Origin of the sequence: Rhodococcus sp. NPDC060084 (assembly GCF_042730335.1) — a bacterium.
In the GTDB taxonomy this organism is placed as follows: domain Bacteria; phylum Actinomycetota; class Actinomycetes; order Mycobacteriales; family Mycobacteriaceae; genus Rhodococcus.
Map to the genome: position 1 here is coordinate 1 of NZ_JBHWWX010000038.1, position 15,587 is coordinate 15,587.

At 69.3% G+C, this 15,587-nt stretch carries 14 protein-coding genes; 9 read left to right on the plus strand and 5 right to left on the minus strand.

From position 1 onward, the window contains the following. Positions 1-81: 81 nt before the first annotated feature. Positions 82-741 (minus strand): TetR/AcrR family transcriptional regulator, encoded by a 660-nt coding sequence (locus tag ACFWBU_RS17165; protein WP_169619748.1) that lies wholly within the window; start codon positions 739-741, stop codon positions 82-84. A 179-nt stretch (positions 742-920) separates the two neighbouring features. Here ACFWBU_RS17165 and ACFWBU_RS17170 point away from each other — a divergent pair, with 179 nt between their 5' ends. The 8 genes from ACFWBU_RS17170 (at position 921) to ACFWBU_RS17205 (ending at position 10,824) form a co-directional block, all read left to right on the plus strand. Further along, positions 921-2,045 carry a DUF3152 domain-containing protein gene (locus ACFWBU_RS17170; protein ID WP_169619992.1) on the plus strand — a complete coding sequence of 375 codons (1,125 nt, stop codon included), beginning with the start codon at positions 921-923 and terminating at the stop codon, positions 2,043-2,045. A gap of 64 nt (positions 2,046-2,109) precedes the next feature. Then, entirely contained in the window at positions 2,110-3,309 is a 1,200-nt protein-coding gene (gene moeZ / locus ACFWBU_RS17175; RefSeq protein WP_378528808.1) for an adenylyltransferase/sulfurtransferase MoeZ, read from the plus strand. A gap of 112 nt (positions 3,310-3,421) precedes the next feature. Beyond that, positions 3,422-4,276, plus strand: coding sequence for a TIGR02569 family protein (locus ACFWBU_RS17180; protein ID WP_169619746.1), 855 nt, complete (start codon positions 3,422-3,424; stop codon positions 4,274-4,276). A 136-nt stretch (positions 4,277-4,412) separates the two neighbouring features. Next, complete coding sequence (locus tag ACFWBU_RS17185; protein WP_169651700.1) at positions 4,413-5,885, plus strand: nitrate/nitrite transporter; 1,473 nt, start codon at positions 4,413-4,415, stop codon at positions 5,883-5,885. Between the two features lie 36 nt (positions 5,886-5,921). Beyond that, the gene (nirB, locus tag ACFWBU_RS17190) at positions 5,922-8,444 is read left to right on the plus strand and encodes a nitrite reductase large subunit NirB (protein ID WP_378528809.1); all 2,523 of its coding nucleotides are present in this window, start codon (positions 5,922-5,924) and stop codon (positions 8,442-8,444) included. Positions 8,445-8,539: 95 nt separating this feature from the next. Continuing rightward, positions 8,540-8,980: a nitrite reductase small subunit NirD gene (gene nirD / locus ACFWBU_RS17195; RefSeq protein ID WP_169619743.1), complete on the plus strand. Its 441-nt coding sequence runs from the start codon at positions 8,540-8,542 to the stop codon at positions 8,978-8,980. Then, positions 8,977-10,110: a uroporphyrinogen-III synthase gene (locus ACFWBU_RS17200; protein ID WP_169619742.1), complete on the plus strand. Its 1,134-nt coding sequence runs from the start codon at positions 8,977-8,979 to the stop codon at positions 10,108-10,110. Before nirD ends, ACFWBU_RS17200 begins: the two co-directional genes overlap by 4 nt. Positions 10,111-10,113: 3 nt before the next feature. Next, positions 10,114-10,824, plus strand: coding sequence for a sirohydrochlorin chelatase (locus ACFWBU_RS17205; RefSeq protein ID WP_378528810.1), 711 nt, complete (start codon positions 10,114-10,116; stop codon positions 10,822-10,824). Positions 10,825-10,845: 21 nt separating this feature from the next. Here the strand turns inward: ACFWBU_RS17205 and ACFWBU_RS17210 are convergent, their stop codons facing one another. Both ACFWBU_RS17210 and ACFWBU_RS17215 read right to left on the minus strand, forming a co-directional pair. After that, entirely contained in the window at positions 10,846-12,585 is a 1,740-nt protein-coding gene (locus ACFWBU_RS17210) for an NTP transferase domain-containing protein (protein ID WP_169651703.1), read from the minus strand. A gap of 62 nt (positions 12,586-12,647) precedes the next feature. After that, entirely contained in the window at positions 12,648-13,106 is a 459-nt protein-coding gene (locus tag ACFWBU_RS17215; protein WP_169619739.1) for a MarR family winged helix-turn-helix transcriptional regulator, read from the minus strand. Between the two features lie 64 nt (positions 13,107-13,170). Between ACFWBU_RS17215 and ACFWBU_RS17220 the strand changes: the two genes are divergently transcribed. Continuing rightward, positions 13,171-14,424 (plus strand): multidrug effflux MFS transporter, encoded by a 1,254-nt coding sequence (locus tag ACFWBU_RS17220; RefSeq protein ID WP_169619738.1) that lies wholly within the window; start codon positions 13,171-13,173, stop codon positions 14,422-14,424. Positions 14,425-14,488: 64 nt separating this feature from the next. Here ACFWBU_RS17220 and ACFWBU_RS17225 read toward each other — a convergent pair whose 3' ends face one another. Both ACFWBU_RS17225 and ACFWBU_RS17230 read right to left on the minus strand, forming a co-directional pair. Next, entirely contained in the window at positions 14,489-14,794 is a 306-nt protein-coding gene (locus ACFWBU_RS17225; RefSeq protein WP_169619737.1) for an MGMT family protein, read from the minus strand. Continuing rightward, a complete protein-coding gene (locus ACFWBU_RS17230) occupies positions 14,795-15,580 on the minus strand; it encodes an alpha/beta fold hydrolase (RefSeq protein ID WP_169651705.1) in 786 nt (261 codons plus the stop codon). Positions 15,581-15,587 lie beyond the last annotated feature (7 nt).

Consider the following 15,587-nt stretch of genomic DNA (forward strand, 5'->3'; position numbering starts at 1 on the left):
GGGCGACATCGCCCCGGCCTCTCGCCGTATCGCTGTACTCCCGGCTGCGTCCGCGACGTGCGGCCGGCCGGGACGGCCTCGTCAGCGCAACCGTAGTTCGGGCTGGAGCGGGACGTGCTTGAGTCCGCCCCATGCGAGCGCGACCGTCGTGTCGACGGCGTCGTCCTTCGGGATCGGCCGCGCGGCGTCGAGCCAGTAACGCGCCGTGAACTGGCTGGTGCCCACCAGTCCGACCGCGAGGATCCGCGCACGGTAGGGGTCGAGACCGGAATCGTGACTCACCAGATCGAACACGGCGTCCACACACGCTTCCGTGGCCTGCTCCACGCGGCGCGACACTTCCGGCTCACCCATCAGGTCCGATTCGAAAACCAGCCGGAACCCCTGGCTGTCGTTGTCGACGAAGTCGAAGAACGCCTGGACGGCGGCGCGGACGCGCTGGCGGTTGTCGGTGGTGGACCGAAGTGCCTGCCGGACCCCGTTGATGAGGACGTCGACGTAGTTCTGGAGGACGGCGCAATACAGCTCGAGTTTCCCGGGGAAATGCTGGTACAGCACCGGCTTGCTCACCCCCGCGCACTCGGCGATCTCGTCCATGCCGGCGGAGTGGTAACCGCGTGTGACGAACACTTCACTCGCAGCCTCGAGCAGCTGGGCACGCCGTTCGTCCCTCGGCATCCGGGCACCACGCTTGTTGCCGTTGTTGCCGCGGCCGGATGCCCGGTCGGCCAGTTCGGTCATGCTTGCTCCAGTCTGCGCACTTTCGCCGACAGTGAGCAGCGCCACTTCGGCTTCGATCGTCCTTGCAGGTTACAGGCCGCCGCGCTTTTCTCCTGGTCGGCCCCACGCCCAGTATCCGCTTTTCCCCTCACCCTCCGCAGGACTGCCGGGACCGCCCGTCGGATTCTCGTGGATGTGACATTCTGTCAACCGTGATAGACCGAGGAGGAGCGCGACCGAGCCGGTCCGCGGAGGACTCCACCCGGACCCCGCCATCCGGTTTCCCGGCACAGCGACCGCCGTCCGGCTCCCGGCAACCTCCCGAACCGCGACACCCGTCCGAACCGCGCCGCACTTCCGGTGCGTCGCGGGTATCCAGGCGCGATGCGTACCAGCCGCTGCGAGCCCAGTGGGACCCGGTGGGTGGAGACGACCCGGCGCGGGAACCGCGCAGGCCCCGGCCCGTCCGAGAGGTCCGGAAGCAGAGCCGGCTCGGCAAGTTCGTCGCAACATACGGATGGCGCGCGTACGTGGTGCCCGTGCTCGTCGTGGTGACCGTCGTGGTGCTGTGGGATGCGTTCAGAGGAACCGGCGACGACGGCGCAGCCGAAGAACAGAGCATGGTGGACGCGGGCGAGATCGTCGCGGAAGCGCCGCGGGCGGACGGGCTGTTCCCGGCGGATCTCGCGTCCGGCACCCTTCCCGACGGCGGACCGTTCACCGAGCGGGGTGCGCAGAGGTGGCGTGTGCTGCCCGGCACGACCGCGCGAGTGGGCTCGGAGGCGGCACGCACCTTCACCTACACGGTCGAGGTCGAGGACGGGATCGACACCGCGGGTTACGGCGGTGACGACGCCTTCGGACTCCTGGTCGACCAGACGCTCGCCGACCCTCGGAGCTGGGTCGGTGATCCCCAGTTCGCTTTCCGCCGGATCGACGTCGGCACCCCCGACTTCCGTATCTCGCTCACCTCGCAGATGACCATCCGGGAGGGATGCGGGTACGACATCCGGCTCGAAGGGTCGTGCTTCAATCCGTCGCTCGGGCGGGTCCTGCTCAACGAAGCGCGCTGGGTTCGCGGAGCGGTCGCCTTCCAGGGCGACCTCGGCTCCTACCGCCAGTACCTGGTCAATCATGAGGTCGGGCACGCCATCGGCTTCGCTCAGCACGAGCGGTGCGGGGTGCAGGACGGTCTCGCGCCGATCATGATGCAGCAGACCTTCGGCACGAACAACGACGACATCGCCCGGCTCGATCCCGGCGGGGTGGTGCCGGCCGACGGGCTGCGGTGCCGCTTCAACCCGTGGCCGTACCCGAGGGCGTGACGCCGCCGCGACTGTGAGCGGTGGAACAATGGACCACGACCGTCCCGCCGGCCGAGGAGTATCCGTGACCGTAAAGACGCCCTCGGTGGATCCGAGCGCCTTGCAACCGCTGGTGGAACCGGCTGCCGACCTCGATCGTGACGAGGTCGCCCGATACAGCCGGCACCTGATCGTTCCGGACGTCGGTGTGACCGGACAGAAGCGGCTCAAGAACGCGAAGGTGCTGTGCATCGGTGCGGGCGGCCTCGGTTCACCGGTGTTGCTGTATCTGGCCGCGGCGGGTGTCGGCACCCTGGGCATCGTCGAGTTCGACGAAGTCGACATGTCGAATCTGCAGCGGCAGGTGATCCACGGCCGCTCCGATGTGGGCAGGGCGAAGGGCGAGAGTGCCCGCGACAGCATCAACGCCATCAACGAGCACGTCGACGTGCGGTTGCATCCGACCCGCCTCGATTCCGGCAACGCGGTGGCTCTGTTCGAGCAGTACGACCTGATCGTGGACGGCACCGACAATTTCGCGACCCGCTACCTCGTGAACGACGCCGCGGTGCTCGCCGGCAAGCCGTACGTGTGGGGATCGATCTTCCGTTTCGAAGGCCAGGTGTCCGTGTTCTGGGAGAACGCTCCCGGCGGGCGCGGCCTGAACTACCGCGATCTGTATCCCGAGGCGCCGCCGCCGGGCATGGTGCCGTCCTGCGCCGAAGGCGGTGTCCTCGGTGTCCTGCCCGGCACCGTCGGCACGATCATGGCGACCGAGGCCATCAAGCTGATCACCGGGATCGGTGAGCCGCTGCTGGGACGGCTGATGATCTACGACGCACTCGCGATGTCGTTCCGCACCGTGACGTTGCGCCGGGATCCCGGCCGCGTACCGGTCACCGAACTGATCGATTACGACGTGTTCTGCGGCGTCGTCCCGGACAACGCGGCGGCAGCCGCCGATGCGACGATCACGCCGGGCGAGTTGCGCAGGATGCTCGACGAGGGCCGCGACGTCGAAGTGATCGACGTCCGCGAACCGGTGGAGTGGGACATCGTCCGCATCGACGGTGCCCGGCTGGTTCCCAAGGGCCGCATCCTGTCGGGCGAGGCCCTGGCCGAACTGCCGCAGAACCGGCCGATCGTCCTCTACTGCAAGACGGGCGTGCGGTCGGCGGAGGCGCTCGCCGTGCTCACGCGCGCGGGGTTCTCCGATGCCACCCACCTTCGCGGCGGTGTACTCGCGTGGGCGCAGCAGATCGATCCCTCCCTGCCCGTCTACTGACCGCCGGCGCCGGGCCGTTGCCGCATCCTCCGGCCCGTTGTCGCCGAGCTGTGACCGGAAAACAGCGGAGTGCCTCCCGGGACCCGGCAGGGTACGCCGGTACCGTGTGGGCGTGAGCTCACTCGAACCACCGCAGCACGTGTGCTCTACGTTCGGCCTTCGCGACGTCGAGCCGGTCGCCCTCGGCGCCGACTGGGACGGCGGTTTCCGGTGTGGAGACGTGGTGCTGTCCCGGGTCGCCGACCACGCCCGCGCGGCGTGGTCCGCGAAGATCAGGGAGACGCTGACCGTCGACGGAGTACGGCTCGCCCGGCCCGTCCGCTCGACCGACGGGCGTTACGTGGTGTCCGGATGGCGCGCCGACACGTACATCGTCGGAACTTCCGAACCCCGGCACGACGAGGTGGTCTCGCTGTCGCTGCGGCTGCACGTCGCGACCTCACAACTCGAGCGCCCGCGCTTCCTCATGCAGCCACCGGTGGCACCGTGGCAGGACGTCGACGTGTTCGTCGCGGCCGACCGCGCGGCGTGGGAAACGGTGCCGCTGCGGACCGCGCGCGCTGCGGGTGCCCCCGAGACGGTCACCCCCGACGGACTCAAGAGCCTCGACCTCATCGGGCAGCTCGCCACGTTCCGGAAGCCGGTGCACCTGCCCGACCAACTCGTGCACGGCGATCTCTTCGGGACCGTCTTGTTCGCGGGACGAGCCGCGCCGGGCCTCACCGACATCACGCCCTACTGGCGTCCCGCGTCGTGGGCGGCCGCGGTGACCGTCGTCGACGCGTTGTCGTGGGGCGGCGCCGACGACGGTCTCATCGCACGGTGGGAAGACCTTCCGGAGTGGCCGCAGATGCTGTTGCGCGCCGTGATGTTCAGGCTCGCGGTCCATGCGCTGCACCCCCGATCCACCGAAGAAGCGTTCCCCGGGCTGGCGCACACCGCCGACCTGGTCCGATTCCTTCTCTGATATCGGTTACCGCCACCTCACACCGTCGCCCGTCACCGGGTGAGCATCTCTTGACGCGACGGTCATCGCGGGCAGCACCGCGGCAACACCCGTTGCCTACCTTGGGTTCATCACACACCTGAGAAGGGCGGCCGGCATGGCGGATTCGGTCCGGAACGAGACTCTCCGAGAGAGATTCGCGCGCAAGCACTACATCGAGAGCTGGGACGCCGAAGACGTCGAGGCGTGGGAGTCCGGCGGCAAGCAGATCGCCAAGAGAAACCTGATCTGGTCGGTCATCGCCGAACACGTCGGATTCTCGGTGTGGTCCGTGTGGTCGGTCATGGTGCTGTTCATGCCCACCGACATCTACGGCATCGACGCCGCGGGCAAGTTCTTCCTCGTCGCGGTGCCCACGCTCGTCGGTGCCGTGCTCCGCATTCCCTACACCGTGGCGACCGCACGATTCGGTGGCCGTAACTGGACCGTCTTCAGTGCGCTCGTGCTGTTCGTCCCGCTCATGGGCGCGCTGTATCTGATGCTGAACCCGGGGCACTCGTACAGCACGTTCATGCTGGTCGCGGCGCTTGCCGGCGTCGGCGGCGGTAACTTCGCCTCGTCGATGACGAACATCAACGCGTTCTACCCCCAGCGACTCAAGGGCTGGGCACTCGGGCTCAACGCGGGTGGCGGCAACATCGGGGTGCCGGCGATTCAGTTGATCGGCCTGCTGGTCATCGCGACCGTCGGCAATACCGAACCGTGGATCGTCTGCGCCGTCTACCTGGTGCTGTGCGGTGCGGCCGCGATCGGTGCGGCCCTGTTCATGGACAACCTCGGCGACCAGAAAGCGGACCTGCGTGCCATGGGCCGCGCGCTGAAGTTCAGTGACTCGTGGGTCATCTCCTTCCTGTACATCGGCACGTTCGGTTCCTTCATCGGCTTCAGTTTCGCGTTCGGCCAGGTGCTTCAGATCAACTTCCTCGCCGGCGGCGACACACCCGCCCAGGCTGCTCTGCACGCCGCCCAGATCGCCTTCATCGGCCCGTTGCTCGGCTCGCTCTCGCGTCCGATCGGCGGGAAACTGGCCGACCGTATCGGCGGCGGCCGCATCACGATGTACACATTCGTCGGTATGGCGCTCGCCGCCGCGGTACTGATCGTGGCGGGAACCCTCGACGACGCGAGCGCCGGCGCAGCGTCCGGCGGCGTCCTGACGGCCATGGTGCTCGGGTTCATCGCACTGTTCCTGTTGTCCGGCTTGGGCAACGGCTCGGTGTACAAGATGATCCCCTCGATCTTCGAAGCGAAGGCCCAGGGCCTTGCCGGTGCCGATCGTGCCGAGAAGGCGGCGTGGTCGCGCAGCATGTCCGGCGCCCTCATCGGATTCGCCGGTGCTATCGGCGGACTCGGCGGCGTCGGTATCAACCTCGTCTTCCGCGGTTCGTACGGCGGCGAGGCACAGTCCGCCACCATGGCGTTCTGGGTCTTCGCGATCTTCTACCTCGTCTGCATCGCGGTGACGTGGGTCGTCTTCCTTCGCCGCCCGCAGCAACCCGTCGAGTCGTCCGCACCCACATCGACCGCACCGGTGACCCCGGCGACGCGACTGTCCGACGCCACCGTCTGACACCGATCCGCCTGCACGAACAGAGAGAGACTTCCCATGAGCCGCAAGAACGTCGTCGTCGTCGGACACGGAATGGTCGGGCACCGCTTCGTGGAGGCATTGCGTTCCCGCGACGAGCACGACGCGTGGAAGATCACGGTCCTCTGCGAGGAACCGGACCCCGCCTACGATCGCGTCGGATTGTCCTCGTACGTCGGAACCTGGGATCGCAGAGAACTCGCGCTCGCCGGAAACGACTATGCGGCAGACCCTCTCGTCGATCTTCGGGTTTCTTCCCGCGTCGTGTCGGTCGATCGGGCGGCGCGTACGGTGACCACCGATGCCGGTGACGTGCTGGCCTACGACGCGCTCGTCCTCGCGACCGGTTCCTACCCGTTCGTGCCGCCGATCCCCGGCAACGCACTGCCGGGGTGTTTCGTCTACCGCACGCTCGACGATCTCGACGGCATCCGGGCGGCGGCCGACGCCGCGTCCGTGCACGGTGACGCCCCGGTCGGTGTGGTGGTCGGCGGCGGCCTGCTCGGGCTCGAGGCCGCGAACGCTCTCCGCCGGCTGGGAATGTCTCCGCACGTGGTGGAGTTCGCGCCGCGTCTGATGCCGCTGCAGGTCGACGAGGGCGGCGGACGGGTCCTCGAACGGCTCGTGACCGAGCTCGGGCTCACGGTGCACACCGGGGTGGGCACGGCCGGAATCACCGAGGGGCCTTCCGGTCTCGTCGTCGAACTGTCCGACGGATCGACGATCGACGCCGCGGTGCTGGTGTTCTCCGCCGGAGTGCGCCCGCAGGACGCGCTCGCTCGCGACGCCGGTCTCGACCTGGGCGCGCGCGGCGGTGTTCTCACCGACCTCGGGTGCCGCAGCACCACGGACGACGCGATCTATGCCATCGGAGAGTGCGCTGCCGTGGAGGGCACCTGTTACGGGCTCGTCGCTCCCGGGTACAGCACCGCAGAGGTGGTCGCCGACCGACTGCTCGGCGGCGCCGCCGAATTCCCCGGCGCGGATCTGTCGACCAAACTCAAGTTGCTCGGTGTGGACGTCGCCAGCTTCGGTGACGCCCACGGGGTCACGCCCGGTGCGCTCGAGGTGGTGCTGTCCGACTCGGCGAAGGGCACCTACGCGAAGCTGGTCGTGTCGGACGACGCGAAGACGTTGCTCGGCGGAATTCTCGTCGGCGACGCGTCGGCGTACGGCACGTTGCGTCCGCTCGTCGGCCGCGAGCTTCCGGGCGATCCGGCGGCGCTCATCTCCCCGGCAGGTGAAAAGCCCGGCGCCGGAGCGCTTCCCGACGATGCCGAGGTGTGTTCGTGCAACGGCGTCACCAAGGGTGCGATCTGCGGGGCGATCGCGGACGGGGCGTGCGACATCGCGCAGGTCAAAGCGTGTACGAACGCCGGCACCACGTGCGGCGGGTGCCTCCCGACCGTCAAACAACTTCTCAGCAGTTCCGGCGTGCCGATGTCGAAGGCACTGTGCGAGCACTTCGAGCAGTCGCGCGCCGAGCTGTTCGAGATCGTGCGAGCCACGCAGATTCGCACCTTCTCTGCACTGATCTCGCGCTACGGCACCGGACGGGGCTGCGACATCTGCAAGCCCGTCGTCGCGTCGATCCTCGCGTCCACCGACTCCGACCACATCCTGCATCGTCAGCAGGCGGGGCTCCAGGACACCAACGACCACTTCCTCGCCAACATCCAGAAGAACGGCACCTACTCGGTGGTGCCGCGGATGCCCGGTGGCGAGTGCACCCCCGAACAGCTCATCGTCATCGGGGAGGTCGCGCGGGACTTCGGGCTGTACGTCAAGATGACCGGCGGCCAGCGCATCGACATGTTCGGTGCCCGGGTGGAGCAACTGCCCGCGATCTGGAAACGGCTCGTCGACGCCGGGATGGAGTCCGGGCAGGCCTACGGTAAATCGCTGCGCACGGTGAAGAGCTGTGTCGGCTCGACCTGGTGCCGGTACGGCGTGCAGGATTCGGTGGGGATGGCGGTGGACCTCGAAATGCGATACCGCGGTTTGCGAGCGCCGCACAAGTTCAAGTTCGGCGTCTCCGGTTGCGCGCGCGAATGCGCCGAAGCGCGAGGCAAGGACGTCGGGGTGATCGCCACGGAAAACGGCTGGAACCTCTACGTGTGCGGTAACGGCGGGCAGTCCCCGAAGCACGCGCAGTTGCTCGCCGGTGGGCTCGACGACGAGACCCTGGTCCGGTACATCGACCGGTTCCTGATGTTCTACATCCGCACCGCCGACCGGTTGCAGCGCACGGCGCCCTGGCTCGACGCGCTCGACGGCGGGCTCGAGCACCTGAAGGACGTCGTGTGCGGCGACAGCCTCGGCATCGCCGCCGAACTCGAAGCCGCGATGGCAAAGCATGTCGCCGGGTACAAGGACGAATGGGCGGGAGTGCTCGAGGATCCCGAACTGCTGGCGCGTTTCGTCTCCTTCGTCAATGCCCCGGAGCAGCCGGACCCGACCATCCGATTCGACGACTCCGGCAAGCGGAAGGTACCCGTCCTGGTCGGCATGCCGAAGATCGGGCGGGATGCGTCCGCGTGACGTGCCTGCTTACGTGGAGGGAATCGGTGGGTAACGCGCGTGAAACACCGGGGCCACAGAATGCCAGGACGGAAGTTTCGAGGAGGGACCATCCCATGACCGTCATCGAGTCGCATACCGCTGGGGGTTCGACGCGTGAGAGCGTGTTCGACGGGCGCCTGGAATGGACGTCGGCCTGTCCGCTCAGCCACCTGATTCCCGGCCGCGGAGTGGCCGTCCTGCTGCGCGGGGGCGAACAGGTCGCGGTGTTCCTGCTCGACGACGGCACGCTGCGCGCGGTCGGGAACTTCGATCCGTTCGGCCGCGCCGCCGTGATGTCCCGTGGCATCGTCGGGGACCGCGCGGGCGAACCCACCCTTGCCTCACCCCTTCTCAAGCAGGTGTTCTCGCTCGACGACGGTCGCTGCCTCGACGACCCGTCGGTGCGGTTGCCGGTCTACGACGTGCGAGTGTGGGCGGGTGTCGTGCAGGTCCACAGCCACCTCACCAGCGCGCGCTCCGACGACGGTCCGGCGACCGGCGCCGAGCTTTCGTGAACCAGGACAACACGCCGCTGCGCGGTTTCACCGTCGGAGTCACGGCGGCGCGACGTGCGGACGAGTTCGCGACGTTGCTCACGCGGCGCGGCGCCGACGTGGTGCACGCACCGGCGATCCGCATCATCCCGCTCTCGGACGACACCGAACTCGAGCGGGTGACCCGCAGCATCGTCGCCGGCCCACCGGACATCACGGTCGCGACGACCGCGATCGGATTCCGCGGCTGGATGGGAGCAGCGGACGGGTGGGGGCTTTCCGACGATCTGGCGCGCTCTCTTGCGGGTAGCCGCATCCTGGCCCGGGGACCGAAAGTCACCGGGGCGATCCGCGCCGCGGAATTGCGCGAGGAATGGTCACCGGCGTCGGAGTCGTCCGCCGAGGTGCTCGAACACCTGCTCGCCGAAGGTGTCCGGGGCCGCCGGATCGCGGTCCAGCTGCACGGTGAGCGCACCGAGTGGGAGCCGGGAACGGATGTGTGCGAAGCGCTTCGGGCCGCGGGTGCGGATGTCGTCGCGGTCCCCGTCTACCGGTGGACTCCGCCCGACGATCCCGCGACGCTGGACCGCATGATCGAGCAGGTCGCCGATTACGGGCTCGACGCGGTGAGCTTCACGAGTGCACCGGCGGTGGCCTCGATGCTCATGCGCGCCAAGGACACCGGAATGCTCGAACTGATGTTGCGAGGGTTTCGCACCGGTGTCGCCGCGGTGTGCGTCGGCCCGGTCACCGCGGCGCCGTTCGTCGCTCTCGAGGTGCCGGTGACGATGCCCTCGCGTGCACGGCTCGGCTCGCTGGCGCGGCACCTCGCCGAGGAACTTCCGCGCCGCGCCGTGCGGATCGAAGCCGGAGGGCATGTCCTCGGAATGCGCGGGCGGTGCGTGATGGTCGACGACACCACCCGGTGTCTGGCCCCTGCGGGGATGGCGCTGATCCGGACGCTCGCGTCGCGGCCCGGACGCGTCGTCTCCCGCGAAGAACTGCTCGCCGCGCTTCCCGGAGGCGGCGGAGACACCCATGCGGTGGAGACGGCGGTCGCGAGGTTGCGGTCGGCCCTCGGAGCGCCGTCGATCGTTCAAACCGTGGTCAAGCGCGGCTACCGCTTGGCGGTCGATCCGGAAGGACCCTGAGCCATGACCGATCCCGCTCTGCTGCTCGTCGCCCACGGCACCCGCAACCCGCGCGGAGTCGAGATGATCGCCCGCCTCGCCGACGCGGTGTCCGGCCGGGTCGGCGCGACCCGGGTGGCGTTCGTCGACGTACTCGGTCCCTCGCCGTCCGAGGTGCTGCGCGAGATCGCGGGGCCGGTGGTGCTGGTGCCGGCATTCCTCGCCTCCGGATATCACGTGCACGCCGACGTGCCACGGGAGGTCGCCGACAGCGGTCACGGCAGAGTGCTGATCACTCCGGCTCTCGGCCCCGACCCGGCCCTGGCGCGTGTGCTCGTCCAGCGGTTGCGCGAGGCCGGGTGGCGTCCCGGGGATGCCGTGGTGCTCGCGGCGGCCGGGTCCTCCGACCCGAGGGCACTGCACGACGTGCACCGGGCAGCCGACATGCTGTCGGCTCTGACGCACCGGACCGTGTCCGTCGGCTACGTCGCGACCGGAGAACCGCGCGTGCCGCAGGTGGTCGAGGAGCTGCGCGAGCGAGGAGCCCGGCGGGTGTTCGTCGCGTCGTATCTGTTGGCCGAAGGACTGTTTCACTCCCGTCTGTCCGGCGCCGGCGCCGACGGGGTCACCGCCCCGCTCGGCGTGACGGCGCCTGTGGTCGATCTGGTCGCCCGCCGGTACTACGCCGCCGTTCCTGCGCTGAAGGCAAGCGCGGGGGTGCGCCCGGCGCGCTGACACGGCCGTACACCGGACGCGTCAGCGGGGGAGCGGCAGCAACTCCACGACATCTCCGTCGGAGCACCGGGGCGGCACCAGCGCTATCGCGGTGCGGCCGATCAGGCCGGCGAGGTGGGCGGTGCGGATCGCGTTGTCGCACAACCACTGTCCATCCTCACGCTGGCGAGCGGGTAACAGGCGTGTGCGATCGCCCTCCACCTCCGACGCGTTCGCCAGAGGGCCGACCAGGCGTGACGGCGGCGTGCGGCCGGTACGGCCGTCGACGACGGCCGGAAGCATCACCAGCAGCGTCGACAACGCCGCAACCGGGTTTCCCGGCAGGCCCAGCACCGCGCGGCCGTCGGGCAGCACGGCGGCGACCTGGGAACCGCCGGGCTTGCACCGCACACGTTCGACGACGATGTGCGCACCTGCCCGGTCCAGAGCGCCGCGCAGCTGATCCGCGGCGCCGCCGCCCGTAGCCCCCACGATCACGAGCACGTCGACGTCCTGTGTGCCTGCGAAGAGGGCCTCGAACCCGCCGGGGCTGTCGTGCAACAGCGTCTCACCGACCGGTTCGGCGCCACACCACCGGACGAAACGGGGGAGTACAGGGCCCAGAGAATCCCGGGTCCGGCCCTCGAGCAGCGGACCGTGGCGCACGATCTCGTCGCCACTGATGACGAGGTGCACCCGGAGCGGGCCCCGGACGTCGATCTCGGCGACCTCGCCGCTCAGTGCCGCGGACAGGACGGCGGGGGTGACGGTCTCGCCGCTTTCGGCGAGCACGAACCCGGGGTCCCAGTCTTCGCCCCGTCGGCGGGTGTCGTCACGCACCGGGCACTCCGGAAGCCGGTGCACCACACCGTTGTCCACGCGGACGAACTCGTCGCGGACGGCCGCGGTGGCACCGGCCGGGAGATGGGCGCCGGTCGCGATGCGGGCAGCCTCGCCGTCGGCGAGCGTGAACACCACGGGATCACCCGCGCGGCGGACCTCGGGCCGCAGTGCCCACGGTCCGTCACCTGCAACGGCGTAGCCGTCCATCGCGGACGTCGGCAGGGGAGGCAGGGCCGCTTCGGCGACGAGTGGGGCGGCGAGTGTCGCGCCCTCCGCCGCGGCGACGGGTATCCGCCGAGCGTCCAGCGGGAGCAAGGCCTGACGCACCAGCGATCGTGCGTCGTCCGGGCCGGATGCGACGCGTCCCGGGGCGTGGGCGACGCGCGCACGGTGCAGATCTGCCGGAGTGTCGCAGTCGGCGGTGCCCGTCACGGTGACCGAGGCGTACCGGTCGGGGAGCAGAGCCTTCATCGGCCGGTCGGCCACCTCCTCGCCGAGATGCGCGAGGCGTGCAGAGAGCGCGGGGCCTCGCCACACCGCGAGCAGGTACTGCGTCCTGCCCTCGTCGTCCACCGCAAAGGCGGCATCCGCGGACAGATCGGCGTCGAGGGCCGCGATCAGTGTTGCCACGGTGGCGGCGGTGACGAAGGGCAGGTCCGCCGCCAGCGTCACCACGACGTCGGCCACAGGGCTTGCGGCGGCGAGCGCCGCGACGGGCCCGGCGCCGGCCGGGTGTTCCTGGACCTGGATGATCGCGGGGTCGAGGTCGTCGCGCCGGGGGCCCACCACCGTGATCCGCGCACACCCGGTGACGGAGGCGAGGGCGGTGTCGAGGAGGCGCCGCCCCCCGACCGCCAGGGCGGGTTTGTCGACGCCTCCCATCCGGGTCGCGCGGCCGCCCGCGACGATCACTGCCTCCACGTCGGTCAGTGCACTCATATCCTCATGCTGCCCCATGACGCCGCAGTTTTCGCAGGGGCCGGTGTCCTGCCGAATGTCGATCAGTAGTTCTTGGGCATCGAGCCGAGCCGGGCGAGCAGAGGCGCGGCCTCGATCAGGGTGTGCGCTTCTTCGGGGCTCAGCGTGGTGAGCAGATCGCGTATGCCCCGTGCCCACATGGCGTCGATCAGCGCGTTGTTGCGCCGGGCCAGGTCGGTCTGGTGAATCCGGTGCGATCGCCCGTCGTTCGGATCGGCGCGTCGCTCGAGCAGTCCCCGATCGACGAGGCGGCTGACGGTGGTGCTGACGTTGCTGTTCTGCAGGTCGAGCGCGCGCGCGATCTCCGAAATCGAACTGCCCGGGCGCTCGGCAACCGCGCGCAGGACCTCGATCTCGGAGTTCGGCATGGCCGACAGGCCCGCCTCGCGCTCGCCGAATCTCCGGAGCGCCCACACCAGCGAACGAGAGGTCCGGGCGAGGCTGTCGACGTCGCTGTCGCTTACGTCCCGTGGATTCACCATGCTACGATACTAGCTCTTAAATGTATATATACATTTAAATATACATCGGCAATGAAAGGCACGTATGCCCCAGCATGACTCCGCGACCACCCAGGCGCCGGATCTCCCCGAGAGCACCGAGACCGGTGACGACACCGGCGGCACGCCGTTCTCGGCGAAGTTGATCGCGGTCCTGGCTCTCCTCGCGGCAGTGGCGCCGCTGGCGATCGACATGTACCTCCCGGCCTTTCCGGAAATGGCCGAGGAATTCGACACGAGCGCGTCGGCGATTCAGCTGACCCTCACGACATTCCTGCTCGGAATGGCCATCGGCCAGCTCGTCTTCGGCCCCTTGTCCGACCGGTTCGGCCGCCGCCCGCTCCTGCTCGTCGGCACCCTCGCGTGCGCGGTGTTCAGTGCCGCGAGTGCGCTCGCGCCCACCATCGAATTGCTCGCGGGCGCGCGGTTCGTGCAGGGCTTCGCCGGTGCGGCGGGCATCGTGCTCGGCCGCGCCGTCATCGCCGACCGGGCCGAGGGCGTCGCGGCTGCCAAGCTGTTCAGCCTGCTCGTCGTCATCAACGCGGTAGCTCCGATCATCGCGCCTCTCGTCGGCGGTGTGATCGTCACGAACGTCGGCTGGCGTGCCGTCTACTGGGTGCTCGCCGGCTTGTCCGTCCTCATGTTCCTGGCCGTGCTGCTTCTGGTGGCCGAGACCCATCCCGTCGAGCGCCGCACCCAAGGCGGCGCCACCGCGATGCTGCGGGATGCCCGGGAAGTACTCCGGAACCGCCGGTACGTCGGATACACACTCGCGTACGCCTTCGCCTTCGGTGTGATGTTCGCGTACATCTCCGCGTCGCCGTTCGTGCTGCAGAACGTCCACGGCATGTCCACCGGCTGGTACACGGTGGCGTTCACCGCCAACGCGATAGGTCTCGTGATCGGCAGTATCGCGAACGACAACATCGTCCGCCGGATCGGCTCCGGCCGAACGTTGCGGATCGGCCTCACGATCCTGGCGTCCATGTCTGTCCTGATGCTCATCAACAGCCTTGCCGGACCGGCGATGTGGGTGACGCTGATCCTGCTGTGGTGCACGATGAGCAGCCTCGGACTCATCATCGCGAACGCCACCACCTTGGCCCTGGGCCAGGCGCAGCGCGCGGCGGGCACCGGCTCGGCGTTGCTCGGTGCGCTCCAGTTCCTGCTCGCGGCAGCGATCGCCCCGCTCGTCGGAATCGGCGGAGAGGACACCGCGGTGCCCATGGCGGTGGCGATGGTCGTCAGCGGCGTCATCGCGTTGGGTGCGATGGCGTTGGCCAGGCCCGAACGCGCCTGAGCACCAGCGAATCACGCACCTCGCCGGTGGGTCCGGATGGCCGGACCGACCGGCGAGGTCGTTGTCACGGGGCGGGGAAGAGGTGGCGTGCCTGCGCCAGATCCACTCGGTCTCCGCGGATCGGTGTGCCTTCGAGCGCCAGCCGGGCCAGTTGCCGGTAGGCGAGGTGCGCGGCAGGTCTGCCGGACGCCGGCACCACGCGATGCCACGGCAGGTCGGCGGTATCGGTACGCATGATCCAGCCGACCGTACGCGGGCTGGAAAGCTCTGCGGCATCGGCGATGTCGCCGTAGGTGGCCACGCGCCCCTCCGGGATGGACGCGACGAGCGCGCGCACCTTTTCGATCTGGTCGTCGGTGGTCGCGGCCATCTACAGCACCCGGGAGATGAGGTCGGCGGTCTCGGCGGGGCGGGCCTGCTCGATCATGTGATCGCAGTCCACCTCCACCTCCGTCAGGTTCGATCCCAGCCGGTCGGCGAGTGCGGCGCGGAACTCGGGCGAGGTGTATCCGGGCTGGACCTTTCCGGCCCGCGCGAACACGGTCCGGATGTGAGCGGGGGGCAACACGTAGTCCCGGGCGAGTTCGCTCCACGACGTCACCGTCGCGGCCACGCACACCCGCCAGGCGACGCGCCCCGAATCGAGCGCCACCAGATGCTCTTCGACCTCCGCGTCGAGCAGTTCCGGATCGACTTCGGCCCAGTCGGCGCCGACTTTCTCGGCACGCGCCTCCGCCTCGTCGGTGTAGTCCGGGTAGCGGGCCGTCGAGTCGGCGACCTCGAGCATCCGCTCCGGTGGCAACGCGATCGCCGGATCGAGCAGGACGAGCGCTCGCACGCGTTCCGGTGCCGCGGCGGCGAGATGCAGCGCCAAAGCGCCCCCGAAGGAATGACCCACCACCGTCACCGGACCGGAGGCATGCGTGTCCAGCACGCGGAGCAGGTCGTCGACGTGGCGCTCGAACGTCCAGGGCGGTGTCCACGGCGATCGGCCGTGGCCGCGAAGGTCGGGTGCGAGGAACCGGGCGTGGGGGAGATGAGTCTCCGCGAGGTGCCGCCAGCGCCGGCCGTGACCCGTGAGCCCGTGCAGAGCAAGGATCTGCGGCCCGTCGGCGGGGCCGAACAGGTGGGTGCGGAGGGTCTCGGCAGCGTTCACGCGACCA